Here is a 16,514-nt window from a genome sequence, read left to right as displayed (position 1 = left end):
AACAACAAAAATTAGATGATACAAAGTGGTATAATTGATTTTTATAAATGAATATAAAAAAAACAGCTAATTTGTTGCTTCATTTTGCTATAAAACGTTTAGCAGAGATTTTTGGAATCATTATATTCTCTTCAGGAATTTTTCTATTTGTTGCACTTTTTTCATATTCTCCTGAAGACCCAAATTTTATTTTTCCAAAAGATACCAAAATTCAAAATTATTTTGGATTTCAAGGAAGTTTTATATCTGATCTTTTGTTGCAATCATTTGGATATATTTCTTATCTAATTTCAATTACATACATAATTACTGGTATAAACATATTTCGTCTAAAAGAATTTTTTTTAGTAATTGAAAATACTTTTATAGCTATAATTTATACAATATTTGGAACTCTTTTTTTCAGTCACTTTTACTCAAATGCTTTTACACTCTATATCAACGGAAATGGTGGTTTTGTTGGAAATTACTTAAATCAAACTTTTTTAAATTCCTTAATTCAAATTAATGAAACAGTTATTTATTATTTTTTAATTCTAATTATTATAGTTTTGTTTTTAATTAGTGTGAATTTTCATCCATTAAAATTTTATAATTTTATAATTAACATTATTAAAATCTTTTCAAAAAAAGAAAATAAATCCTATACAGACAAAAGTGAACTTATAAGTGAATATATTCCTCAAGAAGAAATTAAAAACTTAATTCAGGAGGACTTACCATTTATTAAAGCAGAAAATAAATCAAATATTAAAAATAAATTTCAATTACCAAAAATAGATTTATTAAAAGTTCCATCTAAAAAAGAAAGAGAAAACTCAAGTAAAAATGAAACTAATGATCCTAAATTTTTAGAAAAAATTCTTATGGATTTTGGAGTTAAGGGAGAAATTCAGAAAGTAAGTCATGGACCAGTTGTAACACTAAATGAATTTGAACCAGCTGCTGGAGTAAAAGTTTCTAAAATAGTTAATTTATCAGATGATATTGCTAGAAATACTAGTTCTGAATCTGCAAGAATTTCAACTATACCAGGTAGCAGTACAGTGGGAATTGAATTACCAAACAATTCTAGAGAAAATGTTTATCTTAGTGAAATATTAAACGATACAGGTTTTAAAAAAAAGGAAACAAAATTACCAATAGCTCTTGGTAAAAATATTTCTGGAAAACCTATTGTAGGAGATCTATCCTCTATGCCTCATTTACTGATAGCTGGTACTACAGGTTCAGGAAAATCTGTTTGTATTAATACAATTATTTTATCACTTCTTTACCGTCACACTCCTGAAAGATGTAAATTTATATTAATTGACCCTAAAATGCTTGAACTCTCCACATATGAAGGAATACCTCATTTACTTTGCCCTGTAATTACTGAAGCAAAGAAAGCTGCATCTGTGCTTGGTTGGGTCGTCAAAGAAATGGAGAGTAGATATAGATTAATGACAAAAGAAGGGGTCAGAAATATTGATGGTTATAATGCCAAACATAAACTTCCTATGCCCTACATAGTGGTGGTTGTAGATGAAATGTCAGATTTGATGTTAGTGGCTGGTAAAGAGATAGAAAATTATATTCAAAAATTATCACAAATGGCAAGAGCGGCAGGCATTCACATTATTATGGCAACTCAAAGACCAAGTGTTGATGTAATAACAGGTACAATTAAAGCTAATTTTCCAACAAGAATTTCTTTTCAAGTAACTTCAAAAATAGATAGTAGAACAATTCTTGGCGAGCAAGGAGCAGAACAACTATTAGGAAAGGGAGACATGCTTTACATGTCTTCTGCTAACAGAATAGTAAGAATTCATGCTCCATTTGTTTCCGATAATGAAATAGAAAAAATAAACAATTTTTTAAGATCACAAGCAGAGCCTGATTATATTGATGAAATTTTAAATTTTGCTGATGAAAAAGAATTAGGATCAAACACTGATCAAGGAGATAAAGATGAATTATATAAACAAGCAGTGGAAATTATTAGATCAGAAGGAAAAGCATCTACCTCATTTTTACAAAGGAAACTTCAAATTGGATATAATAGAGCTGCAAGAATAATTGACATGATGGAAGCTGATGGAATTGTAAGTAAAGCAAACCATGTGGGTAAAAGAGACGTACTTTAATGTTAAGGTTTCTTCTGCTAATTTTTCTCTTTAGTTTATCAAATCAAGTATATGCAAACAACAAAGGTGAAATTATTAATAATTTAAAAAATACTTCTAATTTAACTTTTGACTTTGAACAAAATATTAATGGAAAAATAGAATTAGGTAATTGTACAATTCAATATCCAAAGAAGATGTTTTGTGAATATGATAAAAAAAATAAAGTTATGGTTTCCAATGGAAAATCTTTAGTAATAAAATCAAAATCAAGTTATTATAGATATGCACTCGATAAAACACCTTTAAATTTTATTTTAGATAAAAATTTTTTATTAAAGAAAATATCAGAATCAAATGAGGAAATAATCAACAATTCTTTAATAAAATTTACAATCAAAGAGAATGGTCAACAATTAGATATCTTTTTTGATATTAAAAATTATGAATTAATTGGATGGCAAACAAAAGATGTCTATCAAAATACTTCGGTAACGCTACTTTATTCAATTAAATTAAATCAAAAAATTGATGACAAAATTTTTAAAACACCACTTCAAAATTAAATTTTGACAATCTCAGATTTAAATATTTTCATACCTCTCGATAAATAATTAGCAAGTGCATTCTTGTGATCTAGAGAACATGTATGAAGCCAAACCCTATCTATATTTTCTCTAAAAGATTTTTTAATGGCACATGATAGTAAAAATGATCCTAATTTTTTATTTTGATATTCCTCTAATATTCCAAAATATGCTATTTCGACTTCTTTTCTCTCTGAGTGAATAATTAATTCAAAAAAACCAACTAAATCATTTTTATTTTTTAACACAAATGTTTTAACATTTTTATTAGAAACATATTTAATCCACTGTTCTTCTGTCCATATTAATCTATCAAACCATTTGTGTTTTTTTCCAATATTTTTATAAAAAAATTTATTTAACTGAAAATCAGTTGGTTCAATTAAATTAACAATATAATCTTCTGAAGGTTGTTCACCCTCTTTTAGATCATTAAGTGAGTTTATTTCTAAGTAGTTTCTTTTAACTTCTTCTGTCACTCGACCATTTTTCCAACAGCTTCACCACCAAATAAATGAAAATGTAAATGAGGGACCTCTTGGCCACCATGTTCACTTATATTAGCTAGTGCCCTATAACCCTGGCCTACTTCTGTTGAAATACCTAGCTTTTTTGCAACTATATTAATACCTTTTAAAAGTCCCACTATCTCTTCTGATGATGCATTCACACTAAAATCATCAAGATCTGTATATTTTCCCTTAGGAATTACTAAAGCATGAACTTTTTTTTGTGGGTTGATATCGTGAAATGACAAAACATAATCATCTTCGTAAATTTTGTTGCAAGGTATCTCTCCACGTAAAATTTTAGCAAAAATATTATTATCATCGTAACTCATTTTTTCCTTTTTTGTAATTCTTCCATTACTTCTTCAATTTTCACATCATTAGCTTCTAAATACATTAACAAATGATAAAATACATCAGCAGCTTCATGTATTTTGTTTGTATTTTCTTCAATAGCTTCAATTAATTCATCAATTTCTTCTAAAACCTTTGCTTTGCTGAGAGATTTGTCTGTAAGTAACTTGTTAGTATAAGAACCTTCAACTGGATTAGTTTTTCTCTCTCTTGCAAGTTTAATTAAATTTTCTAATGTTTTAAGCATATTAAATTCTAACAGGAATTCCTTTTGAATCCAAATACTCCTTAGCTTCTTTTACTGAATGTTTTCCGTAGTGAAATATCGAAGCTGCTAAAACTGCACTAGCGTTTCCTAATTTAATTCCATCCACTAAATGATCTAGATTTCCTACCCCACCAGATGCAATTACTGGAATATTTACCTTGGATGAAATTTTAGACATAAGCTCAATATCATAACCAACTTGAGTACCGTCTCTATCCATTGATGTTACCAATAGCTCACCTGCCCCACTACTTTCCATTTTTGATGCAAATTCTATTGCATTAATTCCAGTATTATTTCTTCCACCATGTGTAAAAATCTCCCATTTATCTCCATTTTTTTTAGCATCAATCGCTACCACAATACATTGTGAGCCAAATTTTTTAGAACTTTCTACAACTACTTCTGGATTTTGAACTGCAGCAGTATTGATTGATACTTTGTCCGCACCACAATTTAGTAGTTTATTTATATCCTCAACACTTCTGACACCACCTCCAACTGTCAGAGGAACAAAGCATTTCTTTGAGGTTCTTTCTACTACATCGTAAATAGTATCTCTGTTTTCATTTGATGCAGTAATATCTAAAAAACAAATTTCATCTGCTCCACCTTCTGAATAAATTTTAGCTTGTTCGACTGGATCGCCTGCATCTTGTAGGTCAACAAAGTTAATTCCTTTTACAACACGGCCATTTTTAACGTCTAAACAAGGTATTATTCTATTTTTAAGCATTTACTTCTCTAGCTAATTCATCCAATTTAATATCACCATCATAAATAGCTTTTCCAACTATAATACCTTCAATATTTTTATTATTTAATTCCTTAGCTTTTTTAATGTCATCTATTGATGAAACTCCACCTGATATAATCACTGGACAATTAGATGTAACAGCAACCTTAGCTGTTTCTTCAAAATTAGGACTTTGCTTCATTCCATCTCTATTAATATCAGTATAAATCAGTCTACTTGCTCCATAATCGTTCACTTCTTTTAAATAATCTAAAGTTAATTGATTAGAATTTTCTTTCCAACCTGAAACTGACAAATAACCATCTTTAGCATCTAATCCTAAAGCAATTTTATTTGGAAATTTTTCACATGCTTTTTTTAAAAAATTTTTATCTTTTATAGCAGCACTTCCTAAGATAACTTTTTCTACACCAGCATCAGTATATTTTTGAATACTTTCAAAATTTCTTATTCCTCCACCAATTTCAATTTTAAGATCAAATTTTGTAATTATTTCTTGAATAATATCTAAATTAATTGTTTCACCAGTTAAAGCTCCATCTAAGTCTACTATATGTAAATTTTTAAAACCATGATCGTTATATTTTCCAGCTTGTTCAACTGGCGACATTTCATATTCAGTTTTGTTATCAAAGTCTCCTTTAACTAACCTCACACACTTTTTATCTTTAATATCTATTGCTGGGAATATCTTCATTATAAATTTATAAAATTATCAATTATTTTAAGCCCAATTTTATCGCTTTTTTCAGGATGGAACTGTGTTCCAAAAATATTTTCTTTTTCAACAGAACAAACAATATTTGAAGAATAATCAGTTGTTGCTGAAATCATATTTTTATCTTCTGGCACAAATTCATAGCTATGAACAAAATACATGTGAGAATTATTTTCTATACCTTTAAAAATTTTACTATTTTTTGTTATATTAATTTCGTTCCAGCCGATGTGTGGAAGTTTATATTTTCCATTTTGATTATCTATTTTTGATACTTTGCCTGAAATCCAACCGAGCCCTTTTGTTTCCGTTTCTTCAAAACCTATGTCTGCAAACATTTGAAAACCAACACAAATTCCTAGAAGTGGTTTTTTATTACTTATTGCAAATTCATTTAATACATCTATCAAACCATTGATTTTACCAAGTGCATCAACACAACTTTTAAACGAACCCTGACCTGGCAGAACTACCTTATCAGAAGATTTAATCTTGTTTAAATCTGAAGTCACTTCAATGTTCACTTTATCTTTAGCAACTTCCTTAAAAGAGTTTATTACTGAGCTTATATTGCCAGAATTATAATCAACAATAATGACGTTCATTAAACTTATAATGAGCCTTTAGTAGATGGAATACTTTTTTTGCTTCTAGGATCCATCTCTAATGCCTCTCTTAATGATCTTGCTAATGCTTTATAACAAGACTCAATAATGTGGTGACTGTTATCACCATAAATATTTTCTACATGCATCGTAATACCTGCAGCTTGTGAAAATGCCTGGAACCATTCCTTAAATAGTTCTGTATCCATCTCACCTAATTTCTCAACTTTTAATTTTACTTTCCAGATTAAATAAGGTCTGTTTGAAACATCTATTGCAACTCTGGTTAATGTTTCATCCATAGGAATAACTCTGTGTGCATATCTTTTAATACCTACAAATTTATTTGCAGCTTTTTTTAAAGCTTCACCAATTGCAATTCCTGTGTCTTCAGTTGTGTGGTGAAGATCAATATGAGTATCACCTTTTGCTTTTACTTTTAAATCAATCAAAGAATGCTTTGATAATTGCTCAAGCATGTGATCTAGAAAGCCTATTCCAGTATCGATTTGGTATTTACCTTTACCGTCAATGTTTAATTCAACATTGATACTAGTTTCTTTTGTTTTTCGAGATACTTTTCCTTTTCTAGCCATATATTTTAAATGGTATACATACTTAATCCAACTATATCAATATTAGTGTAAAGACTTGAAGTATCAAAAATAGTTACCATTTATTAGTTATGACAACAATTGTACTAGTTAGAAAAGATAATGAAGTTGTAGTTGCTGGTGATGGACAAGTAAGCATGGGCAATACTGTTGTTAAAAGCACAGCTTCAAAAGTTAGAAAAATAGAAAAAAGAGATGTTGTTGCTGGATTTGCTGGATCAACAGCTGATGCACTAACGTTGTTTGAAAGACTAGAAGGAAAGTTGGAGAAACATGCAGGCAATTTATCTAGAGCAGCTGTCGAGCTGGCAAAAGATTGGCGAACAGATAAATATTTAAGAAGATTAGAGGCGCTAATGGCTGTAGGTGACAAGAACAATAGTTATATAATTTCTGGAACTGGAGATGTTCTTGAACCAGAAGGTGATGTGATAGGAATAGGTTCTGGTGGAAACTATGCTCTAGCAGCAGGAAAAGTATTAATGGAAGGAAATATGTCAGCAGAAGAAATTGCAAAAAAAGCTATTAAAGTAGCAGCTGATATATGTGTTTTCACAAATAACAATGTCAAAGTTGAAAAAATATAATGGATAATTCAAACGTAACACCTTTGCATCCTAAAGAAAAAACTCAAAAAGAAGAAGCTTCTTTGGTAAGTGCTCTTTCACCAAGAGAGATAGTTTCAGAATTAGATCGTTTTGTTGTTGGACAAAATAAAGCAAAAAAAGCTGTTGCTGTTGCATTAAGAAATAGATGGAGAAGACAGGCTTTAAAAGGTGAAATGAAAAATGAAGTTTTGCCAAAAAATATATTAATGATTGGACCAACTGGGGTTGGTAAAACAGAAATTTCTAGAAGACTTTCAAAACTTGCTGAAGCACCTTTTGTAAAAGTTGAAGCAACAAGATTTACAGAGGTTGGATACGTTGGAAGAGATGTTGAGCAAATTGTTAGAGATTTAATTGAAATTGCAATTGCTATGGAAAAAGTGAAAAAAAGAAAAGAAGTATATGCAAAAGCTCAAAAAGCTGCTGAAGAAAAGGTATTAGATGCATTGGTTGGCAAAAAAGCAAGTCTTGCAACACGAGAAAGTTTTAGGAAAAGACTTAGAAATGGTGATTTGGACGACAATGAAATTGAGATAGCTGTAAGTGATACAGGCTCTAATGGTACTTCTTTTGAAATTCCAGGAATGCCAGGTGCTAACGTTGGGATGATTAATATTGGAGATATGATTGGAAAATCAATGGGGTCTAAAGAAAAGAAAAAGAAAATGACTGTTAAAGAATCTCATGAAATCTTAATAAATGATGAATCCGACAAACTAATCGAACAAGATAAAATTATTAAAGCTGCAAAACTATCGACTGAAAATAATGGAATAGTATTCTTAGATGAAATAGATAAAATTTCTGCAAGAACAGATAGAGTTGGAGGTGACGTATCAAGAGAAGGTGTTCAAAGAGATCTACTGCCTTTAATTGAAGGAACAACAGTAAATACAAAACATGGTCCAATAAAAACAGATCATATTTTATTTATTGCATCTGGTGCATTTCAACTTGCAAAACCTTCGGATTTACTTCCAGAATTACAAGGAAGACTACCTATAAGAGTAGAGTTAGAAGCATTAACTAGCGATGATTTTAAAAGAATACTTAGAGAGCCAGACTTTAGTTTAATTAAACAATATATAGCATTGTTAAAGACTGAAAATGTTGATCTTGAATTCTCAGATGATGGAATAGATGCGATTGCAAATATAGCGTCTGAGGTAAATGCAACAGTAGAGAACATTGGTGCAAGAAGACTTCATACTATAATTGAAAAAATATTAGATGACATAAGCTTTACAGCAACTGATAGAGCTGGAGAAAAGATTGTAATTGATAAAGAGTATATTAATAAAAATCTTGATAATCTTGTTAAAGATACTGATCTTTCTAAATTCATCCTATAGATTTATTTTTTTTTAAAAAAATATAAAAAGCACCACTGCCCCCATCTTCAATAGTGGCATCTTTTATATCATTTATAACCCTCATTAAATTTTGATTATTATTAATAAATTCAGGCACTGAATATTTCAAAATACTTAGATCTTTTGAAACATACGGATCTTTTTCAATATCTGAGTGAATTCCTTTTCCAGTAACAACAATTAATTTACTTACTTTTTCGTCATATGCTTTTAATATAAATTCCTCTATGGCATTATTTGCTTGTTCTAAAGTGTATCCATGAAGATCAATAGATTTTACTTTTAGTGTATTCTGCTTTTGTGGTTTAAAATCTTTATTTGGCAATTTATCATTGCTTAAAACAAAAGTTTGCCAATCTTTTTTATCTTTATCTGAAATATTGTCGCTCAATTAGGTTAGTATATTAACTAGCTGCCAATTAGGATTGGGTGATGTAGTGTCTCTTGAAAAAACCCAAGTATCATAAATTTTTTTAATTTTTTCTGGATCTCCAGAAACAATCTTTTTTTCTTTATCTCTAATGCAAGTAATTATTTCCCCTATAAAATCTACGGTTACATTTAATATATTACCGATTTTTTTATGTTCTTTAATTTCAGCTTTATTGACCCCTATAAATGTAATCTCTGCAAAATGCCCTCTTTTTGCTCTTTCTTTTAGTGCATCATCAAATTGATTAAATATATCTTTGTTTAATAAAGGTTTTGCAGTTGTAATTTTGTTATCATTATCACTAAAATCAGTAATAATTGTTTCATATGCTATTCTAGCTCCTTTTAAAAATTCTTTTTGAGCTTCATCATCAAATTTTTCTTTTGTTTTTACAACTTGGTCTACTTTGATATTTTTTAAAACTTCTTTGAACTGACCCGGTGTTTTACCCTCAAAACCAGTTCTTTTACCAAGAATACCTCTTAGTCTTAGAAATATAAAACCTGCAATCATTGCAAGTAAAATGATATCAATATACTCGAAATTATAATTCATCTTCTGATAGTAATTACTCTGTTGATTAATTTCAACCGGCAATTTAGATTAAGGACAAATGAGCTCAATATTATTTTTGATTATTTTTATTCCAGTAATTGAAATATATCTTTTCATTAAAATAGGAAGTCAAATTGGAGCAATTACTACAATTTTACTTATATTTTCAACAGCTATTATTGGAATTTATTATGCTAGATACGAAGGATTAAATACTCTAAAGGCCGGTTTCCATCAATTAAGTAGAAACGAAACACCTGCATACGAAGTTGTCTCTGGAGCTGCAATTGCTTTTGCAGCATTTCTTTTGATTATTCCTGGGTTTGCCACAGACTTTTTAGGTTTTTTATTAATTTTTCCAATAAGCAGAAAATTAATATTTAATAAATTTTCTAAAAGATTTAACAAAAAAAAAGAAAAAAATAATTTTATAGACGGAGAATTTGAAGATATAGAGGATCACGATGACAAAAAATTATAAAATTTTAGCTAAGTACGTTAAAGATATGTCAAGTGAAACACCAGATGTGGACACTTATTTGTTTGTAAAAGATAACATATCAAATTATTCATTAAATATTGATATAAAATCAAAAATATTAAAAGAGAAAATTATTCAAGTTGAAACAACTTTAACTTATTCAGATAAGAGTCAAAATAAAAAAAAATCTATTTTTGTGATGGTATATGCAACAGTAATTAAAATTGATGACGATTTAAAAGATCAAAAAGCTTTAGGAAAAGTTGTGTTATGTGATGTTCAAAACGAAATTTACCCAGAATTAGAAAAATTATTCTTAAATATTTTAAATGGTTCTGGTTATGAAGGTTTAAAATTTAATAAAAAAGTAGACTTTGAAGTATTATATAAAAATAATCAGAATTAAAAAAAATTTTTTTTCAAATGTTCTTTGAGATATTTTTGATGATTTTTAGTTTCTAATTCACTTGGATAAATCACCTTCTTATAATATTGAATTTTTTTTCCATTTGTCTGATTTTTTTCTTCATTGTTAGTCGTTTCAAAATTTAAACTTGGTTCTTTTTGATCAATTAAATTTATATATACTTTTGCCAGTAAATCACAGTCAATCAGAGCTGTATGAAGTGTTCTTTTTGAATTATCAATTCTAAATCTTTTACAAAGAGCATCTAAACTTACCTGAGATCCAGGATATTTGTCTCGCGCTAAAATTAGAGTATCTACAATTTCATTCTCAATTTTATTTTTTCCAAATAAATTTAATTCATTATTTAAATGACCAATATCAAACTCAGCATTATGTATAATAAGTCTTTTATCTTTTATAAATTCTAAAAAATCATCTCCAATTTCACTAAACTTTTTTTGTTTAGATAAAAATTCATCAGAATAACCATGTACTTCAAAAGCTTTTTCAGAAACTTTTCTTTCTGGATTAAGGTAACAATGAAAACTATTTTTTGTTGGAATTAAATTGTCTAATTCTATGCATCCAATTTCAACAATTCTGTGACCATCTTTTATGGATATTCCTGTTGTTTCTGTATCTAAAACTATTTCTTTCATTTATACAATTTCCTTCAAAATTCTCTTAATTTGTTTTTTAACAGGATTTTTAGTGAAAGTATTTTTAATTATATAGTGAGATTTTTTTTTCTTCAAAGATGGTTTTAATTGAATTTTTCTAAACATATTAATAAGTTTAGCATTAAAATTTACTCTTTTTTTAATTTTTTTATTTATATCTCTTTTTTTTGAGTCAATGAATATTAATAAATCATTTTTATTAAATATCTTATTTTCAATCAATAAAGGTATATCCAAAATTACAATTTTTGTATTTGTATTTTTTTTAAGAAATAAAATTAATTTTTTTCTTATTTCTTTATGAACAATTTCTATTATTTGTTTTAAATTATTTTTATTAGACAATATTGCATTTGTAATTTCATTTTTGTTTATCGGGAAATTAGTGATATATTTTGGTAATTTTTTTTTTAATTTAGCAAAAATTTTTTTATCTTTTCGGTATAATTTTGAAACTTCATAATCAGCATTGAAAACTGGATATCCAAAATTATTTGCAACGAATGTTTTCCCAGACCCAATATCTCCAATTATGCCTATTCTAATCATTATTTAATAATTTAAGAGTTTCTTTATCAATTATTGGTTCAATTCCATGCCATAATTTAAATGCCTCAAAGGCTTGATAAATAAACATTAATTTACCATTTTCTATTTGATTACCAGATTTTTTTCCTTCTTTTAAAAAGTTAGTTTCGCTTGGATTATAAATTACATCGTAAAAAAGTTTGTTTTTCGCAATATTTAAATAATCTAAATTTATAGTTTCATTTTTTAAGCCTAAACTTGTAGCATTAATAATGACATCATAATTTGTGGTCATCCCCCATTCTAAAATATCAATATTACTAAATTGATTTTTTAAATTTTCAGCTTTTTCCTTTGTTCTATTACTTATTGTTATCTTTAATACATTCATTTTGTTTAGTGCAAGAATTATAGAGGGCACTACTCCTCCAGCCCCTAAAATTAATATTTTTTTATTTTCAAAACTATAATTTGTATTTTGGATTGCTTTTTGAAAGCCAACGATATCGGTATTGTGTCCAACTAAAAGACCATCATGAGAAATAATTGTGTTTACTGATTGTGTTTGTTCTGATTCAGGGCTTAATTTATCTAAATAGGGTATTACTGTCTTTTTAAAAGGTACAGTAACATTACATCCTATTATTTTTTGTATTTTAATTTCTTGAATAAAGTTTTTAATTTCAGATTTTTCTAATTTTATTTTAGTATAATTAGCGTCAATATTATTTTTTTTTAACCAATAATTGTGTAATTTCGGAGATAACGAATGATCTATTGGATTACCTATTACTGAATATCTCTTCATTTTTGTAAAGCCAAATATTCTTTAATTTTTATTATAGGTAGACCCATTATTGTATTTTCATCACCTTCTATACTGCTGAACAAATTTCTACCTTCTCCCTCTATCTGATAAACATTGTAAGCATAAAGATTTTCATCTGATATCTTAGATAAATACTCTTTTAATTCTGAATCTGAAAAATTTTTCATAACTAAAGTTGCTTTATCTGTGTAATTCCAAATCATTGAACCATTTTTTGAAATACATACAGAGCTTATTAAAAAATGAGATTTACCGTTAAGTTTTCTTAATATTGTCATTGCCTCTTCTCTACTCTCTGGTTTTGATATCAATTCTCCATTTAAATCAATAACACTATCGGCCCCAAGAACTATTTGATCTTCGTTTTTAATGCTAACTTTATTTGCTTTTAATTCAGCAAGATTTTTTGAAATAATTTCAGGAGTTGCTTCTTCTTTAATCAAAGCAATTTTAACAACATCTTCATCAACGTTTGATGGTTCAACAATAGTCTTTATGTTATTTTTATCTAAAATATCTTTTCTAACCTTGCTTTTAGAGGCAAGGATAATCTTATTTTGCATTGTTTAAATATATCTCGTGAATTTTTATAATTGAAGCAGCAGTTTCTTCTACAGATTTCCTTGTTACATCAATTACCGGCCATTTATACTTTTGAAATGTCTTTTTTGCTTGAAGAACCTCTTTTTTTATACTTTCTAAGTTAGTATAATCGATGTTTTCCGTCTCTTTAAGTGAATTCATTCTATTTTTTCTTAAATCTGCAAGCCTTTCGGGTTCCGTGCTTAAACCAACAACACAAGTTATGTGAGGATTTTGTTTAAGTTTTTTTGGTAAGGAATTTTCATTTACCAAAGGAATATTTGATGTTTTAAATCCTTTGTTAGCAAGGTAAATAGATGTTGGTGTTTTACTGGTTCTACTAACTCCAACAAGAATAATATCAGATTTTTCAACTTCACTTATTAAATTACCATCGTCATGATTCATAGTAAATTGGATTGCTTCAATTCTTTCATAATATTCATCATTTAAAACGTGTTGCCCACTAGGTTCATGAGTAGCTTTTTGGTTTAAAATTTTAGAAAAATTTAAGATTAAGTTACCTAATACGCCAAAACAAGGAATCTTTTTTTTTTCACTTTCATTTGCTAAATATTTAGCAAGGTTATTGTCTACAATAGTATATAAGATTATTGAATTTTCATTTTTTTTTGCATCACTTAAAATTTTTAAAATTTGATTTTCTGTTCTTGTAAATGAATAAGAATTAACCTTATATTCTATATTTAAAAATTGTGCTTTGAGAGCTAAAAATATTCTATCCAAAGTTTCTCCCGTAGAATCAGAAATTAAATAAATTTGATATGTACTATTCATAAATAAATTGTTAATAAACGTGTATTATTTTGGTTAAATAATACAATTTTAAATTTCTCTAATAACATCTGTAAAACCTGATTTTTATCAACAATAATAATAAATAAGCTAAAACAATCCACAAAAATTGAGATAATCAAAAAAGCTTCATTTTAAACAATTTTAATCATCAAACATGCTGATAAACTGTGAGTATAATGTTTATAAAAAATAATCTCCTTTATTCACAGGATATATTAATACTACAATAATTAATAAGACTTTTGTATGAAACCTTTAAACAAAGTAATTATCAACAAAGATACTTCATTTAATCCTTTATGGATAATGAGACAAGCAGGTAGATATTTACCAGAGTTTAGAAAAATCAGAAAAGAGAATGCTGATTTTATTAATTTATGTTTAAATGACAACTTATCAGCTGAAATAACTCTACAACCATTAAAAAGATTTAATATTGACGCTGCAATAATCTTTTCTGATATTTTAATGTTGCCTTATGGTTTAGGTCAAAAAGTAAAATTTGAGAAAAATTTTGGTCCTAGACTAGAGAATCTAGATTTAAAAAAGATAGCAAAATTGGATGAGATAGATTTTGTTGAAAAAATATATCCTGTTTATAAAGCAATTAAAAAAGTAAGCTCTGATCCAATTGTAAAAGATAAAAACACTATTGGATTTATTGGAGCACCGTGGACTCTTCTAGTTTATATGATTAATTTAAAATCTCCAAAAAAGGATTTAAATAAAAATTTCTTTAAAGATAAATTTTTAATAAATAGAATTTTGTTACTTATAGAAAAATTTTTAAAAGTTCATATCAAAAATCAAATAGATAATGGAGCAAACGTTATTCAAATTTTTGATAGCTGGGCTGGTTTATTAGAAGAAAAAGATTTACCAAATTATATTTACACACCCACTTTAAATTTAGTAGAATATGTTAAGTCTTTAAATGTACCAGTGATATGTTTCCCAAGAGAAATCAAAAATTATAAAGAATTTTGTGAAATTGTCAGACCTGACGCATTAAGTATTGATTATAATGTTGATCCTAAAAAAATATTAAAAGATATTAAAGTCCCTATACAAGGAGGTCTAGACCCTAAGGTTTTATTAACTGATTATGACAATTTGAAAAAAGAAACAAACAAGTATTTAGAAATTTTTAAAGATCATCCATATATATTTAATTTAGGCCATGGTATTCTCCCCGAAACCAAACCAGAAATGGTCGAAAATTTAATTAAAATAGTAAAAAATAATTAAAATATGCATAAAATTCATCCACTAGTAAACTATGGGAAAACAGGGGTGCTCATAATTAATTTGGGCACACCAGATTCAACAAACTGGTTTGATATTAGGAAATATTTAAAAGAATTTCTATCAGATAGAAGAGTCATAGAAGTAAATCCATTAATTTGGCAAATAATTTTAAATTTATTTATTTTAACTTTTAGACCATCTAAGACTGCTAAGGCTTATAAGGAAATTTGGATGAAAAATGAAAATATGTCTCCACTTCTTTATTACACAAAAAAACAAAGTGAAAAAACCTCTCAGTCAATACAAAAAGAAAATATCATTTTAGATTTTGCAATGAGGTATGGAAATCCAAGTATTGAAAAGAAGATACATAAATTACATAAGATGGGATGTGAAAATTTAGTAATTCTGCCTCTTTACCCTCAATATGCAGCAGCAACAACAGCAACAGTTTGTGATGAAGTTTATAGGACTTTAATGAAAATGAGATGGCAACCTTCTTTAAAAATAATTCCACACTATGAATCTAATCCTTTATATATTGATGCACTAGTTAATTCGATTAATAAAAAAATAAACGAAATTAGTTGGAAGCCTGACTTAATCATAGCTTCATATCATGGAATACCAAGAAAATATTTTGATAAAGGAGATCCTTATCATTGCTATTGTCACAAGACAACAAGGCTTATATCAGAAAAATTTAATTTAATTAAAATTCAAACTACATTTCAATCAAGATTTGGTCCACAAGAGTGGCTTCAACCATATACAGATAAAACTTTAGAAAATTTACCCAAAGAAGGAATTAAAAATGTTCTTACAATTTGTCCAGGTTTTTCATCTGACTGTGTAGAAACATTGGAGGAAATATTAATTCAAGGAAAAGAAAGTTTTATAAATGCAGGTGGGTTAAATTTTGATATGGTCCCTTGCTTAAATGACAATGATGACCATATATTTTTGATAAAGTCTTTAATTGAAAACAACCTTTAAGTAATGAACACATATTTATTATTTAAATCTTTACATTTAATTGCAGTTGTTTCTTGGATGGCTGGTCTTTTATATTTACCAAGAATTTTTGTTTATCATGTTGAGAATAAAGTAAAGAAAGAAGCCACCGATATATTTGAAGTAATGGAGAGAAAATTATTCTTTTATATTATGCGTCCTGCAATGATATTTACTTGGGTGTTCGGACTGGTTTTGATTTATTTAAATGGAATTGAAATTTTATTACAGCTGTGGTTTCAGATAAAGATGGTTTTGATAGTTTTACTTTCAGCCTATAATGACTTTTTAGGAAAATGTTTTTTTAGCTTAAAAAATTCTACAAACACAAGATCTGCTAAATTTTTTAGAATTATCAATGAAATACCAACTGTTATTTTAATTATTGTTGTATTTCTGGCTATTTTTAAGCCAATATAGGGTTGAAATAAT

The 16,514-nt window shown here is 27.5% G+C and carries 23 protein-coding genes; 9 read left to right on the top strand and 14 right to left on the bottom strand.

Annotated elements, in window-relative coordinates:
* The first annotated feature begins 47 nt into the window (after positions 1-47).
* On the top strand, positions 48-2,132 hold the full coding sequence (locus ACTTBO_RS01135) for a DNA translocase FtsK (RefSeq protein WP_440655840.1): 2,085 nt from the start codon (positions 48-50) through the stop codon (positions 2,130-2,132).
* On the top strand, positions 2,132-2,677 hold the full coding sequence (locus tag ACTTBO_RS01130) for a LolA family protein (RefSeq protein ID WP_440655839.1): 546 nt from the start codon (positions 2,132-2,134) through the stop codon (positions 2,675-2,677). The genes ACTTBO_RS01135 and ACTTBO_RS01130 overlap by 1 nt, the downstream gene beginning before the upstream one ends.
* On the opposite strand, the gene ACTTBO_RS01125 is transcribed toward ACTTBO_RS01130, so the two are convergent.
* The 7 genes from ACTTBO_RS01125 to hisB are packed head-to-tail and all read right to left on the bottom strand — an operon-like array spanning position 2,674 to position 6,505.
* On the bottom strand, positions 2,674-3,177 hold the full coding sequence (locus ACTTBO_RS01125) for a GNAT family N-acetyltransferase (RefSeq protein ID WP_440655837.1): 504 nt from the start codon (positions 3,175-3,177) through the stop codon (positions 2,674-2,676). The genes ACTTBO_RS01130 and ACTTBO_RS01125 overlap by 4 nt on opposite strands.
* On the bottom strand, positions 3,174-3,539 hold the full coding sequence (locus ACTTBO_RS01120) for a histidine triad nucleotide-binding protein (protein WP_440655836.1): 366 nt from the start codon (positions 3,537-3,539) through the stop codon (positions 3,174-3,176). The genes ACTTBO_RS01125 and ACTTBO_RS01120 overlap by 4 nt, the downstream gene beginning before the upstream one ends.
* Positions 3,536-3,808 carry a phosphoribosyl-ATP diphosphatase gene (hisE, locus tag ACTTBO_RS01115; RefSeq protein WP_440655834.1) on the bottom strand — a complete coding sequence of 91 codons (273 nt, stop codon included), beginning with the start codon at positions 3,806-3,808 and terminating at the stop codon, positions 3,536-3,538. The genes ACTTBO_RS01120 and hisE overlap by 4 nt, the downstream gene beginning before the upstream one ends.
* Before the next feature lies 1 nt (position 3,809).
* Entirely contained in the window at positions 3,810-4,565 is a 756-nt protein-coding gene (hisF, locus tag ACTTBO_RS01110; RefSeq protein WP_440655833.1) for an imidazole glycerol phosphate synthase subunit HisF, read from the bottom strand.
* Positions 4,558-5,283, bottom strand: a complete 726-nt coding sequence (hisA, locus tag ACTTBO_RS01105; protein WP_440655832.1) for a 1-(5-phosphoribosyl)-5-[(5-phosphoribosylamino)methylideneamino]imidazole-4-carboxamide isomerase — start codon at positions 5,281-5,283, stop codon at positions 4,558-4,560. The genes hisF and hisA overlap by 8 nt, the downstream gene beginning before the upstream one ends.
* Complete coding sequence (gene hisH, locus ACTTBO_RS01100) at positions 5,283-5,909, bottom strand: imidazole glycerol phosphate synthase subunit HisH (protein WP_440655831.1); 627 nt, start codon at positions 5,907-5,909, stop codon at positions 5,283-5,285. Before hisH ends, hisA begins: the two co-directional genes overlap by 1 nt.
* Positions 5,910-5,914: 5 nt before the next feature.
* A complete protein-coding gene (gene hisB / locus ACTTBO_RS01095; protein WP_440655830.1) occupies positions 5,915-6,505 on the bottom strand; it encodes an imidazoleglycerol-phosphate dehydratase HisB in 591 nt (196 codons plus the stop codon).
* Positions 6,506-6,594: 89 nt separating this feature from the next.
* On the opposite strand from hisB, the gene hslV reads away from it, so the two are divergent.
* Together hslV and hslU are read left to right on the top strand one after the other, a co-directional pair.
* Positions 6,595-7,110 (top strand): ATP-dependent protease subunit HslV, encoded by a 516-nt coding sequence (gene hslV, locus ACTTBO_RS01090; RefSeq protein WP_440655829.1) that lies wholly within the window; start codon positions 6,595-6,597, stop codon positions 7,108-7,110.
* Positions 7,110-8,483 carry an ATP-dependent protease ATPase subunit HslU gene (gene hslU / locus ACTTBO_RS01085; protein WP_440655828.1) on the top strand — a complete coding sequence of 458 codons (1,374 nt, stop codon included), beginning with the start codon at positions 7,110-7,112 and terminating at the stop codon, positions 8,481-8,483. The genes hslV and hslU overlap by 1 nt, the downstream gene beginning before the upstream one ends.
* Here the strand turns inward: hslU and ACTTBO_RS01080 are convergent.
* Both ACTTBO_RS01080 and ACTTBO_RS01075 read right to left on the bottom strand, forming a co-directional pair.
* Positions 8,473-8,895, bottom strand: a complete 423-nt coding sequence (locus ACTTBO_RS01080) for a Smr/MutS family protein (RefSeq protein WP_440655827.1) — start codon at positions 8,893-8,895, stop codon at positions 8,473-8,475. The genes hslU and ACTTBO_RS01080 overlap by 11 nt on opposite strands.
* Positions 8,896-9,492: a Tim44/TimA family putative adaptor protein gene (locus ACTTBO_RS01075; RefSeq protein ID WP_440655826.1), complete on the bottom strand. Its 597-nt coding sequence runs from the start codon at positions 9,490-9,492 to the stop codon at positions 8,896-8,898. It lies immediately after the preceding gene.
* A gap of 58 nt (positions 9,493-9,550) precedes the next feature.
* Between ACTTBO_RS01075 and ACTTBO_RS01070 the strand changes: the two genes are divergently transcribed.
* Both ACTTBO_RS01070 and ACTTBO_RS01065 read left to right on the top strand, forming a co-directional pair.
* The gene (locus ACTTBO_RS01070) at positions 9,551-9,973 is read left to right on the top strand and encodes an FxsA family protein (RefSeq protein WP_440655825.1); all 423 of its coding nucleotides are present in this window, start codon (positions 9,551-9,553) and stop codon (positions 9,971-9,973) included.
* Entirely contained in the window at positions 9,957-10,379 is a 423-nt protein-coding gene (locus ACTTBO_RS01065) for a protein-export chaperone SecB (RefSeq protein ID WP_440655824.1), read from the top strand. The genes ACTTBO_RS01070 and ACTTBO_RS01065 overlap by 17 nt, the downstream gene beginning before the upstream one ends.
* Here the strand turns inward: ACTTBO_RS01065 and dnaQ are convergent.
* The 5 genes from dnaQ to ACTTBO_RS01040 are packed head-to-tail and all read right to left on the bottom strand — an operon-like array spanning position 10,376 to position 13,799.
* The gene (gene dnaQ, locus ACTTBO_RS01060) at positions 10,376-11,041 is read right to left on the bottom strand and encodes a DNA polymerase III subunit epsilon (RefSeq protein WP_440655822.1); all 666 of its coding nucleotides are present in this window, start codon (positions 11,039-11,041) and stop codon (positions 10,376-10,378) included. The two genes, ACTTBO_RS01065 and dnaQ, sit on opposite strands and share 4 nt — an antisense overlap.
* On the bottom strand, positions 11,042-11,611 hold the full coding sequence (locus tag ACTTBO_RS01055) for a dephospho-CoA kinase (protein WP_440655820.1): 570 nt from the start codon (positions 11,609-11,611) through the stop codon (positions 11,042-11,044).
* Complete coding sequence (aroE, locus tag ACTTBO_RS01050; protein WP_440655819.1) at positions 11,604-12,398, bottom strand: shikimate dehydrogenase; 795 nt, start codon at positions 12,396-12,398, stop codon at positions 11,604-11,606. Before aroE ends, ACTTBO_RS01055 begins: the two co-directional genes overlap by 8 nt.
* Positions 12,395-12,982, bottom strand: coding sequence for a Maf family protein (locus tag ACTTBO_RS01045; RefSeq protein WP_440655818.1), 588 nt, complete (start codon positions 12,980-12,982; stop codon positions 12,395-12,397). The genes aroE and ACTTBO_RS01045 overlap by 4 nt, the downstream gene beginning before the upstream one ends.
* On the bottom strand, positions 12,972-13,799 hold the full coding sequence (locus tag ACTTBO_RS01040) for a pyruvate, water dikinase regulatory protein (RefSeq protein WP_440655817.1): 828 nt from the start codon (positions 13,797-13,799) through the stop codon (positions 12,972-12,974). Before ACTTBO_RS01040 ends, ACTTBO_RS01045 begins: the two co-directional genes overlap by 11 nt.
* 267 nt (positions 13,800-14,066) lie before the next feature.
* Here ACTTBO_RS01040 and hemE point away from each other — a divergent pair, with 267 nt between their 5' ends.
* The 3 genes from hemE to hemJ are packed head-to-tail and all read left to right on the top strand — an operon-like array spanning position 14,067 to position 16,502.
* On the top strand, positions 14,067-15,068 hold the full coding sequence (gene hemE, locus ACTTBO_RS01035; RefSeq protein WP_440655815.1) for a uroporphyrinogen decarboxylase: 1,002 nt from the start codon (positions 14,067-14,069) through the stop codon (positions 15,066-15,068).
* 3 nt (positions 15,069-15,071) lie between these two features.
* Positions 15,072-16,064: a ferrochelatase gene (gene hemH, locus ACTTBO_RS01030; RefSeq protein WP_440655814.1), complete on the top strand. Its 993-nt coding sequence runs from the start codon at positions 15,072-15,074 to the stop codon at positions 16,062-16,064.
* Positions 16,065-16,067: 3 nt separating this feature from the next.
* Entirely contained in the window at positions 16,068-16,502 is a 435-nt protein-coding gene (gene hemJ, locus ACTTBO_RS01025) for a protoporphyrinogen oxidase HemJ (protein ID WP_440655813.1), read from the top strand.
* Positions 16,503-16,514: the final 12 nt, after the last annotated feature.

The organism is Candidatus Pelagibacter sp. HIMB1509 (genome assembly GCF_052047855.1).
In the GTDB taxonomy this organism is placed as follows: domain Bacteria; phylum Pseudomonadota; class Alphaproteobacteria; order Pelagibacterales; family Pelagibacteraceae; genus Pelagibacter.
The sequence above is the reverse complement of the archived record's forward strand: the minus strand, read 5'-3'. Positions and strand labels throughout refer to the sequence as shown.

What these genes read in the sequence shown, in the direction of transcription:
- hisA (WP_440655832.1), bottom strand. Translation starts at nt 5,283, where the DNA reads ATGAAGATATTCCCAGCAATAGATATTAAAGATAAAAAGTGTGTGAGG.
- hemE (WP_440655815.1), top strand. Translation starts at nt 14,067, where the DNA reads ATGAAACCTTTAAACAAAGTAATTATCAACAAAGATACTTCATTTAAT.
- ACTTBO_RS01135 (WP_440655840.1), top strand. Translation starts at nt 48, where the DNA reads ATGAATATAAAAAAAACAGCTAATTTGTTGCTTCATTTTGCTATAAAA.
- hisH (WP_440655831.1), bottom strand. Translation starts at nt 5,909, where the DNA reads ATGAACGTCATTATTGTTGATTATAATTCTGGCAATATAAGCTCAGTA.
- hisE (WP_440655834.1), bottom strand. Translation starts at nt 3,808, where the DNA reads ATGCTTAAAACATTAGAAAATTTAATTAAACTTGCAAGAGAGAGAAAA.
- hemH (WP_440655814.1), top strand. Translation starts at nt 15,072, where the DNA reads ATGCATAAAATTCATCCACTAGTAAACTATGGGAAAACAGGGGTGCTC.
- ACTTBO_RS01040 (WP_440655817.1), bottom strand. Translation starts at nt 13,799, where the DNA reads ATGAATAGTACATATCAAATTTATTTAATTTCTGATTCTACGGGAGAA.
- hisF (WP_440655833.1), bottom strand. Translation starts at nt 4,565, where the DNA reads ATGCTTAAAAATAGAATAATACCTTGTTTAGACGTTAAAAATGGCCGT.
- ACTTBO_RS01065 (WP_440655824.1), top strand. Translation starts at nt 9,957, where the DNA reads ATGACAAAAAATTATAAAATTTTAGCTAAGTACGTTAAAGATATGTCA.
- dnaQ (WP_440655822.1), bottom strand. Translation starts at nt 11,041, where the DNA reads ATGAAAGAAATAGTTTTAGATACAGAAACAACAGGAATATCCATAAAA.
- aroE (WP_440655819.1), bottom strand. Translation starts at nt 12,398, where the DNA reads ATGAAGAGATATTCAGTAATAGGTAATCCAATAGATCATTCGTTATCT.
- hslV (WP_440655829.1), top strand. Translation starts at nt 6,595, where the DNA reads ATGACAACAATTGTACTAGTTAGAAAAGATAATGAAGTTGTAGTTGCT.
- ACTTBO_RS01070 (WP_440655825.1), top strand. Translation starts at nt 9,551, where the DNA reads ATGAGCTCAATATTATTTTTGATTATTTTTATTCCAGTAATTGAAATA.
- hisB (WP_440655830.1), bottom strand. Translation starts at nt 6,505, where the DNA reads ATGGCTAGAAAAGGAAAAGTATCTCGAAAAACAAAAGAAACTAGTATC.
- ACTTBO_RS01055 (WP_440655820.1), bottom strand. Translation starts at nt 11,611, where the DNA reads ATGATTAGAATAGGCATAATTGGAGATATTGGGTCTGGGAAAACATTC.
- hemJ (WP_440655813.1), top strand. Translation starts at nt 16,068, where the DNA reads ATGAACACATATTTATTATTTAAATCTTTACATTTAATTGCAGTTGTT.
- ACTTBO_RS01075 (WP_440655826.1), bottom strand. Translation starts at nt 9,492, where the DNA reads ATGAATTATAATTTCGAGTATATTGATATCATTTTACTTGCAATGATT.
- hslU (WP_440655828.1), top strand. Translation starts at nt 7,110, where the DNA reads ATGGATAATTCAAACGTAACACCTTTGCATCCTAAAGAAAAAACTCAA.
- ACTTBO_RS01130 (WP_440655839.1), top strand. Translation starts at nt 2,132, where the DNA reads ATGTTAAGGTTTCTTCTGCTAATTTTTCTCTTTAGTTTATCAAATCAA.
- ACTTBO_RS01045 (WP_440655818.1), bottom strand. Translation starts at nt 12,982, where the DNA reads ATGCAAAATAAGATTATCCTTGCCTCTAAAAGCAAGGTTAGAAAAGAT.
- ACTTBO_RS01120 (WP_440655836.1), bottom strand. Translation starts at nt 3,539, where the DNA reads ATGAGTTACGATGATAATAATATTTTTGCTAAAATTTTACGTGGAGAG.